At 62.8% G+C, this 15,934-nt stretch carries 18 protein-coding genes and 1 pseudogene; 11 read left to right on the top strand and 8 right to left on the bottom strand.

Annotated elements, in window-relative coordinates:
* Positions 1 to 82 precede the first annotated feature (82 nt).
* Together NKH89_RS30390 and NKH89_RS30385 are read right to left on the bottom strand one after the other, a co-directional pair.
* Positions 83 to 469: a thiol-disulfide oxidoreductase DCC family protein gene (locus tag NKH89_RS30390; RefSeq protein ID WP_352481375.1), complete on the bottom strand. Its 387-nt coding sequence runs from the start codon at positions 467 to 469 to the stop codon at positions 83 to 85.
* Between the two features lie 251 nt (positions 470 to 720).
* A complete protein-coding gene (locus NKH89_RS30385) occupies positions 721 to 867 on the bottom strand; it encodes a hypothetical protein (protein WP_023718851.1) in 147 nt (48 codons plus the stop codon).
* Positions 868 to 1,274: 407 nt separating this feature from the next.
* Here NKH89_RS30385 and NKH89_RS30380 point away from each other — a divergent pair, with 407 nt between their 5' ends.
* From NKH89_RS30380 to ligD, 3 genes are all read left to right on the top strand, one after another.
* A complete protein-coding gene (locus NKH89_RS30380; RefSeq protein WP_023718852.1) occupies positions 1,275 to 1,781 on the top strand; it encodes a YciE/YciF ferroxidase family protein in 507 nt (168 codons plus the stop codon).
* Positions 1,782 to 1,906: 125 nt separating this feature from the next.
* Positions 1,907 to 2,758, top strand: coding sequence for a non-homologous end joining protein Ku (ku, locus tag NKH89_RS30375; protein ID WP_352910951.1), 852 nt, complete (start codon positions 1,907 to 1,909; stop codon positions 2,756 to 2,758).
* 9 nt (positions 2,759 to 2,767) lie between these two features.
* Positions 2,768 to 5,269, top strand: a complete 2,502-nt coding sequence (gene ligD, locus NKH89_RS30370) for a DNA ligase D (protein WP_352592324.1) — start codon at positions 2,768 to 2,770, stop codon at positions 5,267 to 5,269.
* A gap of 224 nt (positions 5,270 to 5,493) precedes the next feature.
* Here ligD and NKH89_RS30365 read toward each other — a convergent pair whose 3' ends face one another.
* The gene (locus tag NKH89_RS30365) at positions 5,494 to 6,168 is read right to left on the bottom strand and encodes an ArsR/SmtB family transcription factor (RefSeq protein WP_352481377.1); all 675 of its coding nucleotides are present in this window, start codon (positions 6,166 to 6,168) and stop codon (positions 5,494 to 5,496) included.
* A gap of 68 nt (positions 6,169 to 6,236) precedes the next feature.
* Here NKH89_RS30365 and NKH89_RS30360 point away from each other — a divergent pair, with 68 nt between their 5' ends.
* The 3 genes and pseudogenes from NKH89_RS30360 (at position 6,237) to NKH89_RS30350 (ending at position 7,221) form a co-directional block, all read left to right on the top strand.
* Positions 6,237 to 6,452, top strand: coding sequence for a DUF1127 domain-containing protein (locus tag NKH89_RS30360; RefSeq protein WP_352481378.1), 216 nt, complete (start codon positions 6,237 to 6,239; stop codon positions 6,450 to 6,452).
* 95 nt (positions 6,453 to 6,547) lie between these two features.
* Positions 6,548 to 6,880 (top strand): annotated as a pseudogene (locus tag NKH89_RS30355) (NIPSNAP family protein).
* Complete coding sequence (locus NKH89_RS30350; RefSeq protein WP_352592326.1) at positions 6,877 to 7,221, top strand: antibiotic biosynthesis monooxygenase family protein; 345 nt, start codon at positions 6,877 to 6,879, stop codon at positions 7,219 to 7,221. Before NKH89_RS30355 ends, NKH89_RS30350 begins: the two are co-directional and overlap by 4 nt.
* A 6-nt stretch (positions 7,222 to 7,227) precedes the next feature.
* On the opposite strand, the gene mbfA is transcribed toward NKH89_RS30350, so the two are convergent.
* A complete protein-coding gene (mbfA, locus tag NKH89_RS30345; protein ID WP_023718859.1) occupies positions 7,228 to 8,211 on the bottom strand; it encodes an iron exporter MbfA in 984 nt (327 codons plus the stop codon).
* A gap of 181 nt (positions 8,212 to 8,392) precedes the next feature.
* Between mbfA and NKH89_RS30340 the strand changes: the two genes are divergently transcribed.
* The 3 genes from NKH89_RS30340 to NKH89_RS30330 all read left to right on the top strand — a co-directional run bounded on the left by NKH89_RS30340 (position 8,393) and on the right by NKH89_RS30330 (position 10,636).
* On the top strand, positions 8,393 to 8,710 hold the full coding sequence (locus NKH89_RS30340) for a hypothetical protein (protein WP_023718860.1): 318 nt from the start codon (positions 8,393 to 8,395) through the stop codon (positions 8,708 to 8,710).
* A gap of 202 nt (positions 8,711 to 8,912) precedes the next feature.
* Complete coding sequence (locus NKH89_RS30335; protein WP_352495447.1) at positions 8,913 to 9,890, top strand: threonine/serine dehydratase family protein; 978 nt, start codon at positions 8,913 to 8,915, stop codon at positions 9,888 to 9,890.
* A gap of 92 nt (positions 9,891 to 9,982) precedes the next feature.
* The gene (locus NKH89_RS30330; RefSeq protein WP_352495448.1) at positions 9,983 to 10,636 is read left to right on the top strand and encodes a glutathione S-transferase family protein; all 654 of its coding nucleotides are present in this window, start codon (positions 9,983 to 9,985) and stop codon (positions 10,634 to 10,636) included.
* 36 nt (positions 10,637 to 10,672) lie between these two features.
* Here NKH89_RS30330 and NKH89_RS30325 read toward each other — a convergent pair whose 3' ends face one another.
* Genes NKH89_RS30325 through NKH89_RS30310 form a run of 4 tightly spaced genes read right to left on the bottom strand, consistent with a single transcriptional unit; the run spans position 10,673 to position 14,401 of the window.
* The gene (locus tag NKH89_RS30325; protein WP_023718863.1) at positions 10,673 to 11,809 is read right to left on the bottom strand and encodes an ABC transporter permease; all 1,137 of its coding nucleotides are present in this window, start codon (positions 11,807 to 11,809) and stop codon (positions 10,673 to 10,675) included.
* A gap of 8 nt (positions 11,810 to 11,817) precedes the next feature.
* Complete coding sequence (locus NKH89_RS30320) at positions 11,818 to 12,738, bottom strand: ABC transporter ATP-binding protein (protein WP_352592329.1); 921 nt, start codon at positions 12,736 to 12,738, stop codon at positions 11,818 to 11,820.
* Positions 12,735 to 13,688 carry an HlyD family secretion protein gene (locus NKH89_RS30315; protein ID WP_023718865.1) on the bottom strand — a complete coding sequence of 318 codons (954 nt, stop codon included), beginning with the start codon at positions 13,686 to 13,688 and terminating at the stop codon, positions 12,735 to 12,737. Before NKH89_RS30315 ends, NKH89_RS30320 begins: the two co-directional genes overlap by 4 nt.
* Positions 13,685 to 14,401, bottom strand: coding sequence for a CerR family C-terminal domain-containing protein (locus tag NKH89_RS30310; RefSeq protein ID WP_023718866.1), 717 nt, complete (start codon positions 14,399 to 14,401; stop codon positions 13,685 to 13,687). The genes NKH89_RS30315 and NKH89_RS30310 overlap by 4 nt, the downstream gene beginning before the upstream one ends.
* Before the next feature lie 88 nt (positions 14,402 to 14,489).
* On the opposite strand from NKH89_RS30310, the gene NKH89_RS30305 reads away from it, so the two are divergent.
* Together NKH89_RS30305 and NKH89_RS30300 are read left to right on the top strand one after the other, a co-directional pair.
* Complete coding sequence (locus tag NKH89_RS30305; RefSeq protein WP_023718867.1) at positions 14,490 to 14,963, top strand: CYTH domain-containing protein; 474 nt, start codon at positions 14,490 to 14,492, stop codon at positions 14,961 to 14,963.
* The gene (locus tag NKH89_RS30300; protein WP_352910947.1) at positions 14,960 to 15,904 is read left to right on the top strand and encodes a CHAD domain-containing protein; all 945 of its coding nucleotides are present in this window, start codon (positions 14,960 to 14,962) and stop codon (positions 15,902 to 15,904) included. The genes NKH89_RS30305 and NKH89_RS30300 overlap by 4 nt, the downstream gene beginning before the upstream one ends.
* Positions 15,905 to 15,934 lie beyond the last annotated feature (30 nt).

Raw genomic sequence — 15,934 nt, 5'->3', positions numbered from 1 at the left:
GTGCCATAACCGCCGACGACAAGAACCTTCATCCGCAGTTCCCCCAAAATGCCCCGCGCCGCTCCCGGCCACGGCGATGAGCCTAGCCGATCAATCTTGCCCTCACCTCGGCGGAAGGGATTTCACAATTGTCCTTCTTGCCGAACAGGGCGTAGCGGTTCTTTGCGATGCGATCGTAGAGCCAGTCGCGAAGCGGGCGCGGCAACAACAGCAGGATCCGCGCCGCTCGCCATGGCCAGCCGAGTTCGGCCATGACGGCAACGAAACTGTCCAGGCGTGTGAAAGCCGCGCCATCGACGATGACGAGATTGGTCTCGTAGCGATCCGTCTGCAGCCCGTATTTCTTGAACAGCATCTCGCCGAGCGGCGATTGCGCCGTTACGAAATGGAAGTGGCCCTTGCGGTCGAGCTTTACCACCGTCCGCACAAAACCCGAGCACAACACGCAGACGCCGTCGAATACGATCAACGGGCGACTTGATTCGAATTCTGGCGGCTCAGGAGAATGGTTCGGCTTGACGATCACGTGGCGCCCGGCAGCTGGTGTCAGGCGACACTAAGCCTGCCGGCGGCTGGATCAAAGCCCGGAATGTTAGAGGCTTGGCGTTGTCGCCCGCCGTCTGTCGGTCAGCGCAGGGCGCTCGGCGCGATAGGTCGTTGACCGGTTGTCGGCGTCAGGCCGGCAGATACGGCTGTCGTGACGGCTTTCCCTGGTCATCATCAGTGCACGCTGATCCCAAGCGTGTTGCCACGGCGCGCGCAGGCGGGGCCTGGGCCGCGCATGTAATAGCGCTCGGGCCGATAGGTCGGCGCGACGAATTCGCGAATGGCGGCGGCATAGCCGGCGATTTGATTCCAGAAGCTCATTTTACTCGGTCCCTGTCCCGTTTCGGATGTCCCTTCCGAATTGCGGGGATCATAGCGTCCAGGCGTGAATAGTCGGTGAACGCGATGTTAATCTCTGGTCGAAAATGCCTTTGTTCATGGCTGCAATGCGGCTGATTCGCGGTGTTTCCGTGCTGTCCGTCGGCATTTCGCCCAGTGTGACTTTTGCATCACAGATGTTTCGCCTGAATGTCGCCGAGGCGCGCGTTTGTTTCACTTTTGCTGCCACCGCGAAATTTCCGTGCACGTGGTTGAAAAACCAGGAACCGGCCCGTCAGCCGCACGTTGATTTCCCAGTGCCGGGACGAACCGGTTCCGCAGGCCGCCGTGCTCGGGTTGAGCCGCGGCCGAAAATCCGAAACAGCAAGAGCAATGGAAAGGCAAAGGCCATGGGCTTCTTTTCGAAGGATATCAAAACACTCGACGATCTCTTCGTGCACACGCTGCGCGACATTTATTACGCTGAGAAACAGATCGAGAAATCGCTGCCGAAGATGATCGACAAGGCGAGTGATCCGCAGTTGAAAGCCGGCTTTGAGAAGCATCTCGCCCAGACCAAGGGTCATATTCAGCGTGTCGAGCAGGTGTTCGAGCTGCACGGCGTGAAGGCCAAGGAGGTCGACTGCCCGGCCATCGATGGCATTCTCGAAGAGGCCGATGAGGTCAGCGGCGACATCGCCGACAAGGAGGTCCTCGACGCTGCACTGATCGCGTCCGCCCAGGCGGTCGAGCATTATGAGATGACCCGTTACGGCACCTTGATTGCCTGGGCCAAGCAACTGGGCCGCAGCGACTGCGCCAATGTGTTGGCCAACAACCTCAAGGAGGAACAGGCAACCGACCGCAAGCTTACCGAGATGGCGGAAAGCAAGATCAACCTGCAAGCCGCCGAGTAGGGCCGCGATCGAGAATGGAGTTCATGCAAGGCTGGGCCGAAAGCCCGGACTTGCCTTTTGCGCCGCCGGAACCGGAACGGACTTTGCCCGTTCTCGGTTGAACGTTGTCGCGCAGGGAGTTTGTCATGGCGCCGCGCCCCGCCTGGAGAGGGTATCTCAAGCTTTCGCTGGTCACCTGCGCGGTCGAAGTGACCAATGTCGTCACCCAGGCCGAAAAAGTTTCGTTCCGCGTGCTCAACCGCAAGACTGGCAACACTGTCAGGCGCGTCTATGTCGATTCGGCAAGCGGCAAGCCGCTCGATGAAGGCGACGAGATCAAGGGCTACGAGATCGGCGACGGCGACTTCGTCCAAATCGAGGAGGAGGAGATCGAAGCCGTCCAGATCGAATCCTCGCATACGATGAGCCTCGACGGGTTCATCGAAAAATCTTCGATCCAGCAGATCTATCTCGACACGCCCTATTATGTGACGCCTGCGGACGATGTCTCGGAAGAGGCTTTTGCCGTCATCCGCGACGCCATGGCCGCCAAGAAGACGGCGGGCCTTGCCCGCATCGTGCTCTACCGCCGCGAGCGTCCGGTGGTCATCGAGCCGCTGGGCAAGGGCCTGCTGCTGACGACGCTGCGCTATGGCGATACGGTGCGCAGGCCCGAGATGGTGTTCGGCGACATCAAGCCGGTGAAGACCGACGCCGAGATGATCAGGCTGGCCGAACACATTGTCGATGAGAAACAGGCGAAGTTCGATCCTTCCGAATTCGAGGACAAATACGAAAACGCGCTGATCGAGTTGGTCCGCGCCAAGAAGGCCGGCAAGAAGGCACCGAAGACCAAGGCAGAACCGCGACCCTCCAACGTCGTCAATCTCTTCGATGCACTGAAGAAGAGCCTTTCGTCGGAGGCCAGCCCGCCGGCAAAGGCCAGACGCCCGGCAAAAGGCGCCAAGTCCAAAGCCGCCCGGCGCAAATCGGCTTAGGATCAGACCATGGCCGGCCTCGAGCAATATCACGCCAAGCGCGATTTCAAGAAGACCGCCGAACCGGCCGGTAAGCTCGCGCGCGGCAAGAAAGCCGTGCCGGGTGGCATTTTCGTCATCCACAAGCATGCCGCCACCAGGCTTCACTACGACCTTCGCCTTGAGCATGGCGGCGTGCTGTGGAGCTGGGCGGTGACGCGAGGCCCGAGCCTCGACCCGCATGAGAAGCGGCTCGCCGTGCATGTCGAGGACCACCCGATCGACTATGCGCCGTTCGAAGGCACCATCCCCAAGGGCCAATATGGCGGCGGCTCGGTCATTGTCTGGGACGAAGGCACGTGGGTCCCCGAAGGCGACCCTGCCAAAGGGATGAAGAAAGGCCATATCAATTTCGAACTGCATGGCCACAAATTGCATGGCGCCTGGCATCTGGTGCGGCTGAAGCCGCGGCCCGGCGAAAAACGCGACAACTGGCTGCTGATCAAGTCCGACGATGCCGCCGCGCGTCCCGGTGAGGACATTTTGCAGGAGGCGCCGCAATCGGTGAAATCCGGCCTGACCATCGAGGAGGTCGGCGAAGGCAAGACCGCCGACGGCAAGAAGCCAAGCGTCTGGCAGTCCGACAGGCCGGCCGCCGGCAAAGCGAAGGCTGTCGCGGCAAGGCGGCTCGAATTCGTCGAGCCGGCGCTCGCCACGCTGGAGCGGGACGCCCCGCCCGGTAAGGACTGGCTGCATGAGGTGAAGTTCGACGGCTATCGCATGCAGGCGCAGCTTGCCGGTACCGAGGTGCGGCTTTTGACACGCACCGGCCTCGACTGGACCCACAAATTTGGTGGCTCAATTATCGCGGCACTTGGCGGCCTGAAATGTACCGATGCCGTCATCGACGGCGAAATCGTCGTGCTGGCGGATAATGGCGTGTCGTCCTTTTCGCTGCTTCAGCAAGATCTGTCGGCGGGCCGTACGGACCGTTTCATCTACTATGTCTTCGACCTGTTGCAGCTCAATGGTCAAGACATCCGTTCCGAGCCGCTGGTCGAGCGCAAGGAAAGGCTGCGCAGCCTGCTCGCCGGACAGACCGAAGAGCAGGCCGTGCGCTTCAGCGACCACTTTGCCGAGCCCGGCAAGATCATGCTGGAGCATGCTTGCCGCCTGGGCCTCGAAGGCGTCGTCTCCAAGCGTGCCGATGCGCCCTATCGCAGCGGGCGTGTTCCCTCGTGGGTGAAGTCGAAATGCACGGCGCGCCAGGAATTCGTCATCGGCGGCTACATGCCGTCGGACAAGACCGGGCGTGGCCTGCGCTCGCTGCTGGTCGGCTATCACGAGGGCGGCAAGCTGCGCTATGCCGGCCGCGTCGGCACCGGCTTCACGGCCAAAAGCACCAACGAGTTGAAGAAAAGGCTTGATGCGCTGAAGACGACAACCTCGCCCTTCGACAGCGCGGTGCCAAGGGGCAAGGGGCTGGTCTGGGTCAAGCCCGAACTTGTCGGCGAAGTGGAGTTTCGCAGTTGGACGTCGGACCGTATAATACGCCACGCGTCCTTCCAGGGATTGCGCGAGGACAAGCCGGCGGAGGAAGTCGTGCAGGAGAAACCGAAAGCACGCTCAGCCACGGCAGAGCCGAAGCCAAAGCCCACCAAAACCGCAGGCGCGGCGAAAACCTCGGTTACGCTGTCCCGCCCTGACAAGCTTCTGTGGCCCGAGGAGAACGTATCGAAGCAGGATCTGGTCGATCACTACGCGCTGGTCTGGCCGCGCATGAAGCAGTTCGTCATCAATCGGCCGCTCAGCCTCGTGCGGGCGCCGGACGGCGTCGGCGGCCAACGCTTCTTCCAGAAGCATGCCTCGGCCGGCATGCACGACAAGATCGCCGTGATGAAGGATCCGACCGACGGCGAGGAGATATTGTTCATCCGCGATTTCGACGGTCTCGTGGCACTGGTGCAACTGGGCGTCGTCGAGATCCATATTTGGGGCTCGACCACCGACGAGCTGGAAAAGCCCGACCAGATCATCTTCGATCTCGATCCCGACGAGGGCGTCGACGTGAAGGCGGTGCGCGCGGCGGCACTCGACATCCGCGGCCGGCTCGACGAACTGTCCCTGCCGAATTTCGTCAAGACCTCGGGCGGCAAGGGCTACCACGTCGTCGTGCCGCTGAAGCCGTCGGCGGATTGGGACGAGGTCAAGGGCTTCGCCCATGAGTTCGCCCGAGCGCTCGAACAGGCCGCACCCGACCGCTACACGGCGACGCTGTCGAAGAAGGCACGCACGGGCAGGATTTTCGTCGATTATCTGCGCAACGGCCGCGGCGCCACCACCGTCGCCCCCTATTCGTCGCGCGCCAAAAAGGGCGCCACGGTATCGATGCCGGTGACCTGGGCGGAGATCGAGGCCGGATTGCCGCCCAACGCCTTTCCGATCGGCGACAAGACGACGCTGAAGCGGCTCGGGCAAGCCGACCCCTGGGCGGATTTTTTCAAGCAGGCCAAGCTGCTCAAGCGCGACTAGTGCATGTCGCGCAAAAGTGTGCAGCGGTTTTGCGATAACGACATGCATCAAAACAAGGACCTAAAGCGCATCGCATGAGGCCGGTCGAACGCGACGCGCTTTAAAGCAATTCCAGGAAAAGTATGAAAAGGTTTTCCGCCCGGAATTGCGTCAAAACAAAAAGACAGAGCGGTTCGGCGTTTCCGTGAAACGACGAATGCGTACTAGCGCGTCGAAGCGATCTGTCAGGCGAGAAACGTGTTCTCGAAGGCCTGCTTGCCTGCCGGTGAAAAGATCACGGCACGGCTGTCCTTCTCGCGCCGCGCCCATTTCTCGGCGAGGATCTTGTCGAGAATGGCGGCGCCCAGCGTGCCGGCAAGGTGCGAACGCCGCACGCTCCAGTCGAGGCACGCCCGGCACACCGGTCGCCGCGCTTTGGTATGGATGTCGATGCCGATCGCGGCGAAATGCGAGGCGGCCGACGGCCCAAGCTGGATCTCCTTGTCGTCGCGCAGGAGCACTTGTCGAGCGACAAGACGGTCCAGCATCGCCACCGCCTGCTCGCCGGCGAGGTGGTCGTAGCAGACCCGCGCCACGCGCATGGCCGCGTCGCGAGGGCCGGGTCGCACCCTCTGCGGCCCGACAGCAGCAGCGACGCCGGTGATGGCTTCGATCATTCCTGCCACCTGCGGGCCGGCGAGGCCGTAATAGCGGTGCCGTCCCTGGCTCGCCAGCGTCAGCAGCCCGCCTTCCATCAGCTTCGATAGATGGGAGCTCGCTGTCGGAAGCGACACGCCGGCTTCGAGTGCCAGTTCGCTCGCCGTCAGTGCTGTGCCGCCCATCAGTGCGGACAGCATGTTTGCCCGCGCCGGATCGCCGACCAGGCTGGCAATGCGGGCTATGTCAGGGCCTTCGCGCATAGTTCGTTCCTCATCGAAGCATCCTCGTCAGACAAGCATTAATCTCGATGCAAATCAAGGAGACGACGATGCCTGCAAGGACCATTCTCAGCGCCGCGCCTGCTCGCCGGCCGTTCCCGTTAATTGTCTTGCGCCGCTTGCGGCTGTGGCTCCTGAAGCGGTGGTACGACCGTCATTCGCAGCGCCTCGATCTCGCCGAAATCGACGATCATCTGCTGCGTGACCTTGGCCTGACACCCGAAGACGTCCGTCGCGAATACGCGAAATCCTTCTGGCAGGCATGATCAGCGAGGGATTGCCTAGCATATCGATCTTCGGAACGTTTCGACCCGGCTCGAACTGTGGTCGCAAGAAACATCCACCCGCCAAGGAGGCGAAAATGACCATTACCTGCTTCATCCGCTACGAGATCGATCCGTTCGGCAAGGCGGCGTTCGAGGAATATGCCCGCAATTGGGGGCAGGCGATCCCGCGCTGCGGCGCCGATCTGATCGGCTATTTCGCGCCGCACGAAGGCTCGGCCACCACGGCTTATGCCGCCTAGAACATCGACAGTCTTGCGGCCTACGAAGTCTACCGCGCCCGGCTCGCCGCCGATCCCGCCGGCAAGGCGAATTACGAGTTCGCCCGGCGGGAAAAATTCATCCTGAAGGAGGATCGCATCTTCCTCAAGCTGGCCTCCGCGCCGCATGGTCCTTTGGTGAAGCCATGATCGCCGTCATCTTCGAGGTCGAGCCGGCGGCGGGCAAGCGCGAAGCCTACCTCGGCATCGCCGCCGACCTGCGGCCGCTGCTCGACGGCATCGACGGTTTCCTGTCGATCGAGCGCTTCCAGAGCCTTGCCGATCCGAACCGCATCCTGTCGCTGTCCTTCTGGCGCGACGAGGAAGCGGTGAAGGCCTGGCGCAACACGCAGGAACATCGGCAGGCCCAGAAAGCCGGGCGCGGCGGTATCTTTGCCGACTATTGTTTGCGCATCGCCCACGTCGTGCGCGACTACGGCCTGACCGAACGCGCCGAGGCGCCAGCAGACAGCCGGGTGGTGAACGGATAGGGGCTGCTATGCATTCCCGATCAGCACCCCTGCCGCAAACACCAGCGCGCCACCCAGCACCACCTGGAAGGCGGCGCGCCAGAATGGCGTCTGCATATAGCGGTTCTGCACGAAGGCGATCGCCCACAGCTCGAAGAAAACCACCACGGCGGCGACAATGGTCGCCGTCCAGAAAAGCGGGATGAGATAGGGCAGCGCATGGCCGAGCCCGCCCAGCGTTGTCATGACGCCGACGGTCAGACCGCGTTTTGCCGGCGAGCCGCGGCCCGACAACTTACCGTCGTCGGAGGCCACTTCGGTGAAACCCATCGAGATGCCGGCGCCGATCGAGGCAGCAAGCCCGACCAGAAAGGTCTGGAACGTGTCGTGCGTGGCAAAGGCGGCGGCAAAGATCGGCGCCAGTGTTGACACCGACCCATCCATCAGCCCCGCCAGCCCCGGTTGTACGTAGGTCAGGATGAACTGGCGCTGCTCGGCCGCCGCCTCTTCGTCCTTGACCGCGCCCGGCACATGCTTTTGTTCGAGCCGCTGCGCTAGTGTCTCGTGGCCCTGTTCTGCGATCGCCAGATCGTCGAGCAGCTTTCGCGTCGACGCATCGCCTGTGCGCTTGGCCGCCTCGACATAGAACAGGTAGGCCTGCCGCTCCATGGCCTCGGCTTGGCTGCGCACATGATCGACGCCGAGCGGCCTCACCAGCCAGTCCGGTTTGCGCTCGTAATAACCCTTCACATGTTCGCGCCGGATCAGCGGTATCCGCTCGCCGAAACGCTTGCGGTAAAGCTCGATCAGTGAATCGCGATGGCCGTCCTCTTCCTCCGCCATCTCTTCGAACACTTTGGCCGATTGCGGAAAGCTTTCCGCCAGCCCGTCGGCATAGGCGCGATAGATGCGCCCGTCATCCTCCTCGGAGGAGATGGCGAGCGCCAGGATCTCCTGCTCCGAGAGCGATTCAAAGGAACGGCGGCCGAGGCCGAAAACGCGGGAAAGCATGAGAAATTCACCCTAGTTTAGAATAGTTCTAAACTATGACCTTGCACGTCGCCGGTCAATCGTGCGTGCTCCACTCATGCTCAAAAGCTACAGATTTCGAAACCTCGAGCAGGTCGTCGTTTGCTATCGGTGAACGTTCACTTATATAACCGAATCTGAACCAAGAGAAAGGAACCCGCAGATGCCGGAAAAACAGCAGCCGTTTGATCCCAAACCAGTCCTCGACCTGATCGCCAACATCGAGGCGGATCTGCAGCGCCTGAAAGGCCTGGTCGAGCAGCAGGTCGAAAAATTCGATCCCGCCAATCCGCACAACAAGGCCCCCGATGGCAAGTTGACTGAGGAGGGTGTCGAGTGCTGCTATCGCCTGTTCGACGAGGGCAAGTCGCGCTATTCGGTCGCCCAGCAGATGAAGATCTCCTTCGCCGCCGCCACCCACCGCTTCAACACCTGGCGTAAGATGGGCGGTCCCAAACGGCAAAAGACGCTGTTGGGGTGAGGAGCGGCGGCCAAGCCGGTCAATCGGCAACGATTTGTCGATTGAAGCGACGACCGCATGGCGGAGAGACGAGGAGGCGGCAGGTGGCAGGCACGCTCCTCTCCTGCCTGCAAGACGAATTGTAACCGTCACATTTTTTCATTGGTGCGCGGCCTCCCTTTCCGTGCACCATAGGCGGTCTCATTTCTTGCAGGACCTCGCCATGACCACCCCTCCCGGCATCGCCGATATCCGCAGCGCAGCAGCGCGATTGTCCGGCCTGATCGTCGAAACGCCGCTGATCGAATCGCCGGAGCTGAACAAGCGCTTCGGCGCCAGGATCCTGTTCAAGCCCGAGACGTTGCAGCGCACCGGCTCCTTCAAGTTCCGCGGTGCATACAACAAGCTCTCCTCGCTCTCGGCGGAAGAACGCGCTGGCGGCGTCGTCGCCTTCTCGTCGGGTAATCACGCGCAAGGCGTTGCCGCCGCAGCGGCGATGTTCGGCGTCAAGGCCGTCATCGCCATGCCCACCGATGCGCCGGCGATGAAAGTCGGCAATGTCAGGAAGATGGGCGCGGAAGTGATCACCTTCGACCGGGTCCGCGACGATCGCACTGCCGTCGTCCGTTCTTACGTGGAAAGGGGCATGGTCCTGGTGCCGCCCTACGACGATCCGGCCATCATCGCCGGCCAGGGCACGATCGGCCTCGAATTGATGCGCCAAGCAAGCGCGCTTGGCGTCAGCCTGGATGCGGTAGTCGTTCCCTGCGGCGGTGGCGGCTTGAGCAGCGGCATTTCGATCGCGGTCAAGGACGCCTCACCGGGCACCGCCGTCTGGGCCGTGGAACCCGAGCATTTCGATGACACACGCCGCTCGCTGATCAAAGGCGCCAGGGTGTCGAACGCGCCCGGCCACACCTCGATCTGCGATGCCCTTCTCGTCGCCGAGCCGGGCGCGATCACTTTCGAGATCAACCGCAAGAATCTCGCCGGCGCCATCACCGTTTCCGACAAGGCGGTGGCACAGGCGATGCGCGATGCCATGGCTTGCCTGAAGCTGGTCGTCGAACCTGGCGGTTGCGTCGGCTTGGCCGCGCTGTCGTCAGGCGAGATCGACCTTGCCGGGAAATGCATTGCCGTGGTGCTCTCCGGTGGCAATGTCGATCTCAGCACCTATGCCGAGATCATTGCTGCCGGCTAGGATAGCAACCAGTTCCAGGTCATGTGCCGATTCGAGGTGCTTGAGCGTCCGTTGCGCCCGGTCGAACCGGTACCCTTCAAAGACTGAGATCAATGAAACTGTTCTTCAGCCGCAATCCCAATCCTCGCCTCGCGGTCGCGGTGGCACGGTATCTCAAAGCCAAGGTCGAGTTCGAATTCGCCTCTCCCTTCGCTCCGGGGCAGGCCGAGCGCTTTCGGCCGCTCAATCCAAATCTTTCATTGCCTATCCTTGTGGGCTTGGGAAAAAGCCTCTGGGAGGCCGACGCCATAGCCTGCCGGTTTTCACGCGACACGCATTCGCATTTCTGGCGCACCGGCGACGACGAGCCCGAGATGATCCGATGGCTGAGTTGGGGCAAAGAGAACTTCGCAAGAGCCTGCGACGTCGTGCATTTCGAACGCGGGACCAAACAGCGCTATGGGCTCGGCCCGATCGATCAGGCGCGGGTTGAGGAGGGCCTGAGCGACTTCAGCACCGCCGCCGCAATACTTGATGCCGAGCTTTCCGAGCGAGATTGGCTGGTCGGAAGTTCGGTTTCCTATGCCGACTTTCGAATGGCGACGTTTCTGCCCTTCAACGACGTCGCCCGATTGCCGCTCGATGATTATCCTTCTGTCGGTCGCTGGTATCGGCAGCTTGAAGAAATCGACGCCTGGCGCGATCCCTTCGAAGGGCTCAATGCGCCTGAATTGGCGCCGGTCCCGGGTCAGGCCAAGCCGGTGTGAATCTCGGTCATTTGCACAAGCGGATCGAGTTCGACCCTAATCCAACGTCCGGCGGAACCGCACCAGCGCCACGCCGGCGAACAGCGCCACGAACACCACCAGCCAGCCGATCTCCGTTGCCACCGCCGGCAGCTCGGCGCCCTTCAGCATCACCGCGCGGATGATGCGCAGGAAATGCGTCAGCGGCAGCACCTCGCCGAAAATCTGCGCCCAGTCCGGCATGCCGCGATAGGGGAACATGAAACCGGACAGCATGATCGACGGCAGGAAGAAGAAGAAGGTGAGCTGCAGTGCCTGCATCTGCGTGCGGGCAATCGTCGAGATCGTATAGCCGAGCAGCACCAGCGCCAGCACGAAGATCAGGACGGCCGTCAACAGCAGCGACATCGATCCGGTGAAGGGGATGGCGAACAGAAGCTTCGATGCCGCCAGCACCACCAGCACCTGCACGGCGCCGACCGCCAGATACGGCAGCACCTTACCCAGCATGATCTCGAGCGGGCTGGACGGCATCGCCAGAAGGTTCTCCATCGTGCCGCGCTCGGTCTCACGCGTCAGCGCGATCGAGGTCATCATTACCATCGTCATCTGCAGGATGACGCCGAGCAGGCCGGGCACGATGTTGTATTGCGATACGGCTTCCGGATTGTAGCGCCGGTGCACTACGACCTGGAGCTGGCCCCGGGCAGCTTCGGCCGCTGTCTCCTGCATGCCGCGCGCCCTGAGCAGCGCCTGGTTGGCAACGGTGCCGAGCGTCGAGATGGCGCCGCTGGCGACGGCCGGGTCGGTCGCATCCGCCTCGATCAGGATCTGCGGGCTGTCGCCACGCTCGACCCGTCGGGCGAAATCGGCGGGAATGGTGACGACGAAGGCAACGTCGCCGCGCGCCATCAGGAATTCGGCTTCGGCGGCACTTTGCGCGACATGGTCGAAGCGGTAATAGCCGGTGGTCTGCAGCGCCGAAACCATGGCTCGCGTGTAAGGATCGCTGCTCATCGCCACCAGCGCTGCCGGCAGGCTCTTCGGATCGTTGTTGATGGCATAGCCGAACAGCACCAGCTGCATCAGCGGCACGCCCAGCATCATGGCGAAGGTGATGCGGTCGCGCCGCATCTGGATGAACTCCTTGATCAGCAGCGCACCGAGCCTGGCGAAGGAAAAGACGCTGTTTATCCCGTTCTTCATCCCATATTGTCCTTCGAACCGGACATGAACTGGATGAACACATCCTCCAGGCTGGTCTCGCCGGGCGAGACCCTGACGCCCTTGTGGTCTTTCTCGACGTCGGCGAGCGCTGCCTGAAGCGCCGTCCTGTCGGAGCCGACTACATGCAGCGCCGCGCCGAACGGCGCCACCTGGTCGACGCCTGGGCGGCCATGAAGTGCGGCAGCGACCTGATCGAGCCGCGGCCCTTGCAGGACGAAGGTGGTCAGCCCGGCATTCCTCACCACGTCCTCAACCGTGCCGGTGGCCAGCATCTTGCCATAGGAGATGTAGCTGATGCGGTGGCAGCGCTCGGCCTCGTCCATGTAATGGGTGGAGACCAGCACGGTCAGCCCGCCGCTCGCCAGCCGGTGGATCTCGTCCCAGAATTCGCGCCGCGCCTTCGGGTCGACGCCAGCCGTCGGTTCGTCGAGCAGCAGCAGTTTCGGCTTGTGCATGATGCAGGCGGCCAGCGCCAGCCGCTGCTTCCAGCCGCCGGACAAGGTGCCGGCCAGTTGGTTTCTGCGTGATGTCAGGCCGAGCTCCTCAAGCGTCTTGGCCACATGTTCGTCGAGCGGCTTCAGCCGGTAGAGCCGTGCCACGAATTCGAGATTCTCGCCGATGGTGAGGTCTTCGTAGAACGAGAATCTCTGCGTCATGTAGCCGACTTCGCGCTTGATCCGCAGGCTGTCGGTGCGGATGTTGAAGCCCAGAACCGTGCCTTCACCCTCATCGGGCGTCAGCAAGCCGCACATGATGCGGATGGTCGTCGTTTTGCCCGAGCCGTTCGGCCCGAGGAAGCCGACGATCTCGCCCTCGGCCACGGTCATCGTCACATGGTCGACGACAGTCTTGTCGCCGAAGCGTTTGACCAGGCCGTGCACGTCGATGACGTTCATTTTCCGATGTCCGCCAGATCGACGTCGACGATCTGCCCGGGCTGCAATGCGCTGGCGTCGCCTTCCGGCCGCGCTTCGACCAGATAGACCAGCTTTTGCCGGGTCTCGAGCGAGTAGATCACCGGCGGCGTGAATTCCGGATCCGGCGACACATAGCTGACGCGTGCCTTCACGCCCGATCCGCAACCATCGCAATGGACGTTGAGCAGCGTGCCGACCTCGACCGAGGAGAACGCGCTTTCCGGCACATAGACGCTGAGCTTCACTGCGCCGTCCGGCAGTATGGAGATGACCGGCGCGGTCGGCCCGGCTGTATCGCCGGGATAGCGGATGACATCGTTGACCCTGCCGGGCGAGGGCGCCGTGAGCACACGCTTCGACAGTCGCCATTGCGCTTGCTCCAGCGCCGATTGCGCCTGCCTGACCTGATTGTCGGCGGCCTTGATCGTCTCCGGCCGTGCCGGCAGGCCGCCGACAGCGAGATTGGCTTCCGCCTGGCCGACCTGCGCGTTGGCCGTCTCCAGCGCCGCGGAAGCCGTATCATAATCGGCCTGCGTGCCGGTGCCGCGTTTGAACAGATCGCTGGCGCGGCTGTATCTGCGTTTGGCGTCGGCGGCCTGCGCTTTGGCCATGTCGACCTGCGCCCTGAGCACTGCAATCTCTTCCGGCCGCTTGCCGACCTGCAGGTCGGCAAGTTGCGCCTGGGCCTGCGCGAGGGCCGCCTCGGCCTGCGCGATGGCGATCTTGGCGTCGGCGTTTTCCAGCGTCACCACCGGCGTGCCGGGCGCTACGCGGTCGCCGCGCTTGACCGCAATCGTCTCGACCTGGGCCACCTCGATCGGCGCCAGCAGCACATAATCGCCCTCGACGTAGCCGACGGCGAGCGGTGCTGCCGGCGCGCAGGCGCTGAAAAGCTGGGCGGCAAGCGGCAAAGAACAGAGCAGGCTCATGATCCACGATCCTTCCGGACAGCCAAATCGCGCCGAGCTAAAATCGCGCTGAGATTGTCGGTTACTGTTGCCGCGATCTTGCCGGCCTCGTCATCGCCGATCTCGCGCCAGCCCATCCGGCGCATAACCGCCTCGCGGCCGATGCGGAAATAGACGACCTGGCCAATCAGCGTGAATACGGTGAGTTTAGTGCGCTCGCTCTCGGCCGGCTCGCCCGTCGACTGTTCCCAGATCAGGCAGAGCCGGTGATGCGCCGGTTCGAACACGCCGTCATAGATACGGTCGAGCGCGGCGGTTGGATGCGACAGCTCACGCAGGACGAACTGTACAATCTCGCCGGCTTCCGGCCTTGCCGCGATGAAGGCGACCATCCGCTCCAGTGCGACGGCTAAATGTGCCCGCGCGGCCTCGGTGTCCGCCAATGCCGCGGGCGGCGCTTGCAGATTGCCGATCGCCTGGCCCGCAATGGTCTGGATGGTGTCTACGATGTAGTCGGCCGCCGCGTTGCGGAGCCCTTCCTTGCCGCCGAAATGATAGGCGATCGAGCCGATATTGGCCTTGGCCTCAGCCGCGATCTGGCGCGTCGACGTGCCGTCGAAACCCTGGCGTCCGAACAGCTTCAGCGCCGCGCGCACGAGGGCCGTCCGCGTCATATCCGCGGCAGTCTTGGGCGCTTCATGAGGAAGGCCGCTGGCACTGGGCGATTTGATCATGGTCTATACTTTAATCAATCGAATGATTAAAGTCAACTGCGGTCAAGCGGCTTGCCAACTCTGGCCGTGCGCGCTTTAGTGCCTCGCCATGGGCAAGGAAATCGAGCGTAAATTCCTGGTCTCAGGTGAGGAATGGCGGGGAATGGTCAAGGCGGACATTCATATCCGTCAATTCTATCTTGTCGCCGAGCCTACCCGCACGGTGCGTGTGCGCATCAGCAATGATGCCGCTGCCAAGCTGACGCTCAAGTTCGGCAGCCAGGCCCGCGAGCGCGATGAATTCGAATATCCGGTGCCTTTGGCGGAGGCGCAAGAGATGCAGGCCTTTGCCATCGGACGTGTCATCGAGAAGACACGCCACCATGTTAGACACCGCGGCTATCTCTACGAAGTCGATGTCTTCGGCGGGACGCTTGCGGGGTTGGTGATCGCCGAGCTCGAGACGCAGGAGGATGTACCGGACGAAATGCTGCCAGATTGGCTCGGCCGCGAAGTCACCGGCGAGCCGAGATTTTACAACGCGTCGCTCGCCCTTGGGGGGATTCCGGAGATCGTCGCATGAGCTTTCGTATCGATCCGCGCATGTCGCTGACCGGCGAGGTCAGGCGCATCCTCGCCGAGGAGATCGGCAGGGCGCTCGTTCATCTGGACGCGGCGCATGACAGGCCCGAACAGGCGCTGCACAAGTGCCGCAAGCGGTTGAAAAACGTCCGCGCTTTACTGCGCCTAGTTCGTTCCGGGGACGAAACATTCTGCGTGACCGAGAATCAGTGCTACCGCCAGGTGGCGGCCCTGCTTGCCGGTCCGCGTGAGGCGACTGCGCTGGTCGAAACAATCGACCGGCTGGCGGCAAGCTTTCCCGAGCAAAGTGCCGGCGGCGGTCTCGGTGCCGTCCGCGACAGGCTCGTCGCGCGCCAGCATGAGCTGCATGTCGGAGCGGGCCTCGACGCTGCGATAGGCGCGGCGGTTGCCGCTTGCGAGGAAGGTGTCGTCCGCATCGACAAGCTCGCTTTGCCCGACCAGCCGGAGCAGGCTGCCGACGTGCTCGCCGAAGGCGCGCGCATCACTTTGCGCCGCGCCAGGAAAGCGCTGGACAAGGCCGCTTCGCGCGGCGCGGCCGATGATTTTCACGATCTGCGCAAGGCGGCCAAGAGGCATGGCATGCATCTGTCGCTGCTCGGCAGGCTGTGGCCGACGCCGATCAAGACGCGGCGCAAGGCCGTCGACGAACTGGGCGAGCGGCTCGGCGAACTGCACGATGTGCTCGTCATGCGCGCGCTTCTCGATGCCGAGGACCAGCCGCTTGGCCCCGCTGAGGAGACGCGGTTGCTTGGCAAGCTGCTGAAGCGCTCGGAAAAGGGCCTGAAAAAAACCTGCCTCGCCGAGGCGGCCGAGCTTTTCGGCGACAGTCCGAAGCGCTCGACGAGGAAGCTCGCCCGTAAGGTGCGCGAGGATCTCATAGCGGTACCGCACGAAGACGCCGGCGCGCCTGGCGTGGGCTGATCATGGTCTAATTTGTCGCCCTGTGGTAAT

The organism is Mesorhizobium sp. M0923, assembly GCF_040319365.1.
Taxonomy (GTDB): Bacteria; Pseudomonadota; Alphaproteobacteria; order Rhizobiales; family Rhizobiaceae; genus Mesorhizobium.
Note: the sequence above shows the minus strand (reverse complement) of the source record. Positions and strands in the feature narration are given on the sequence as shown.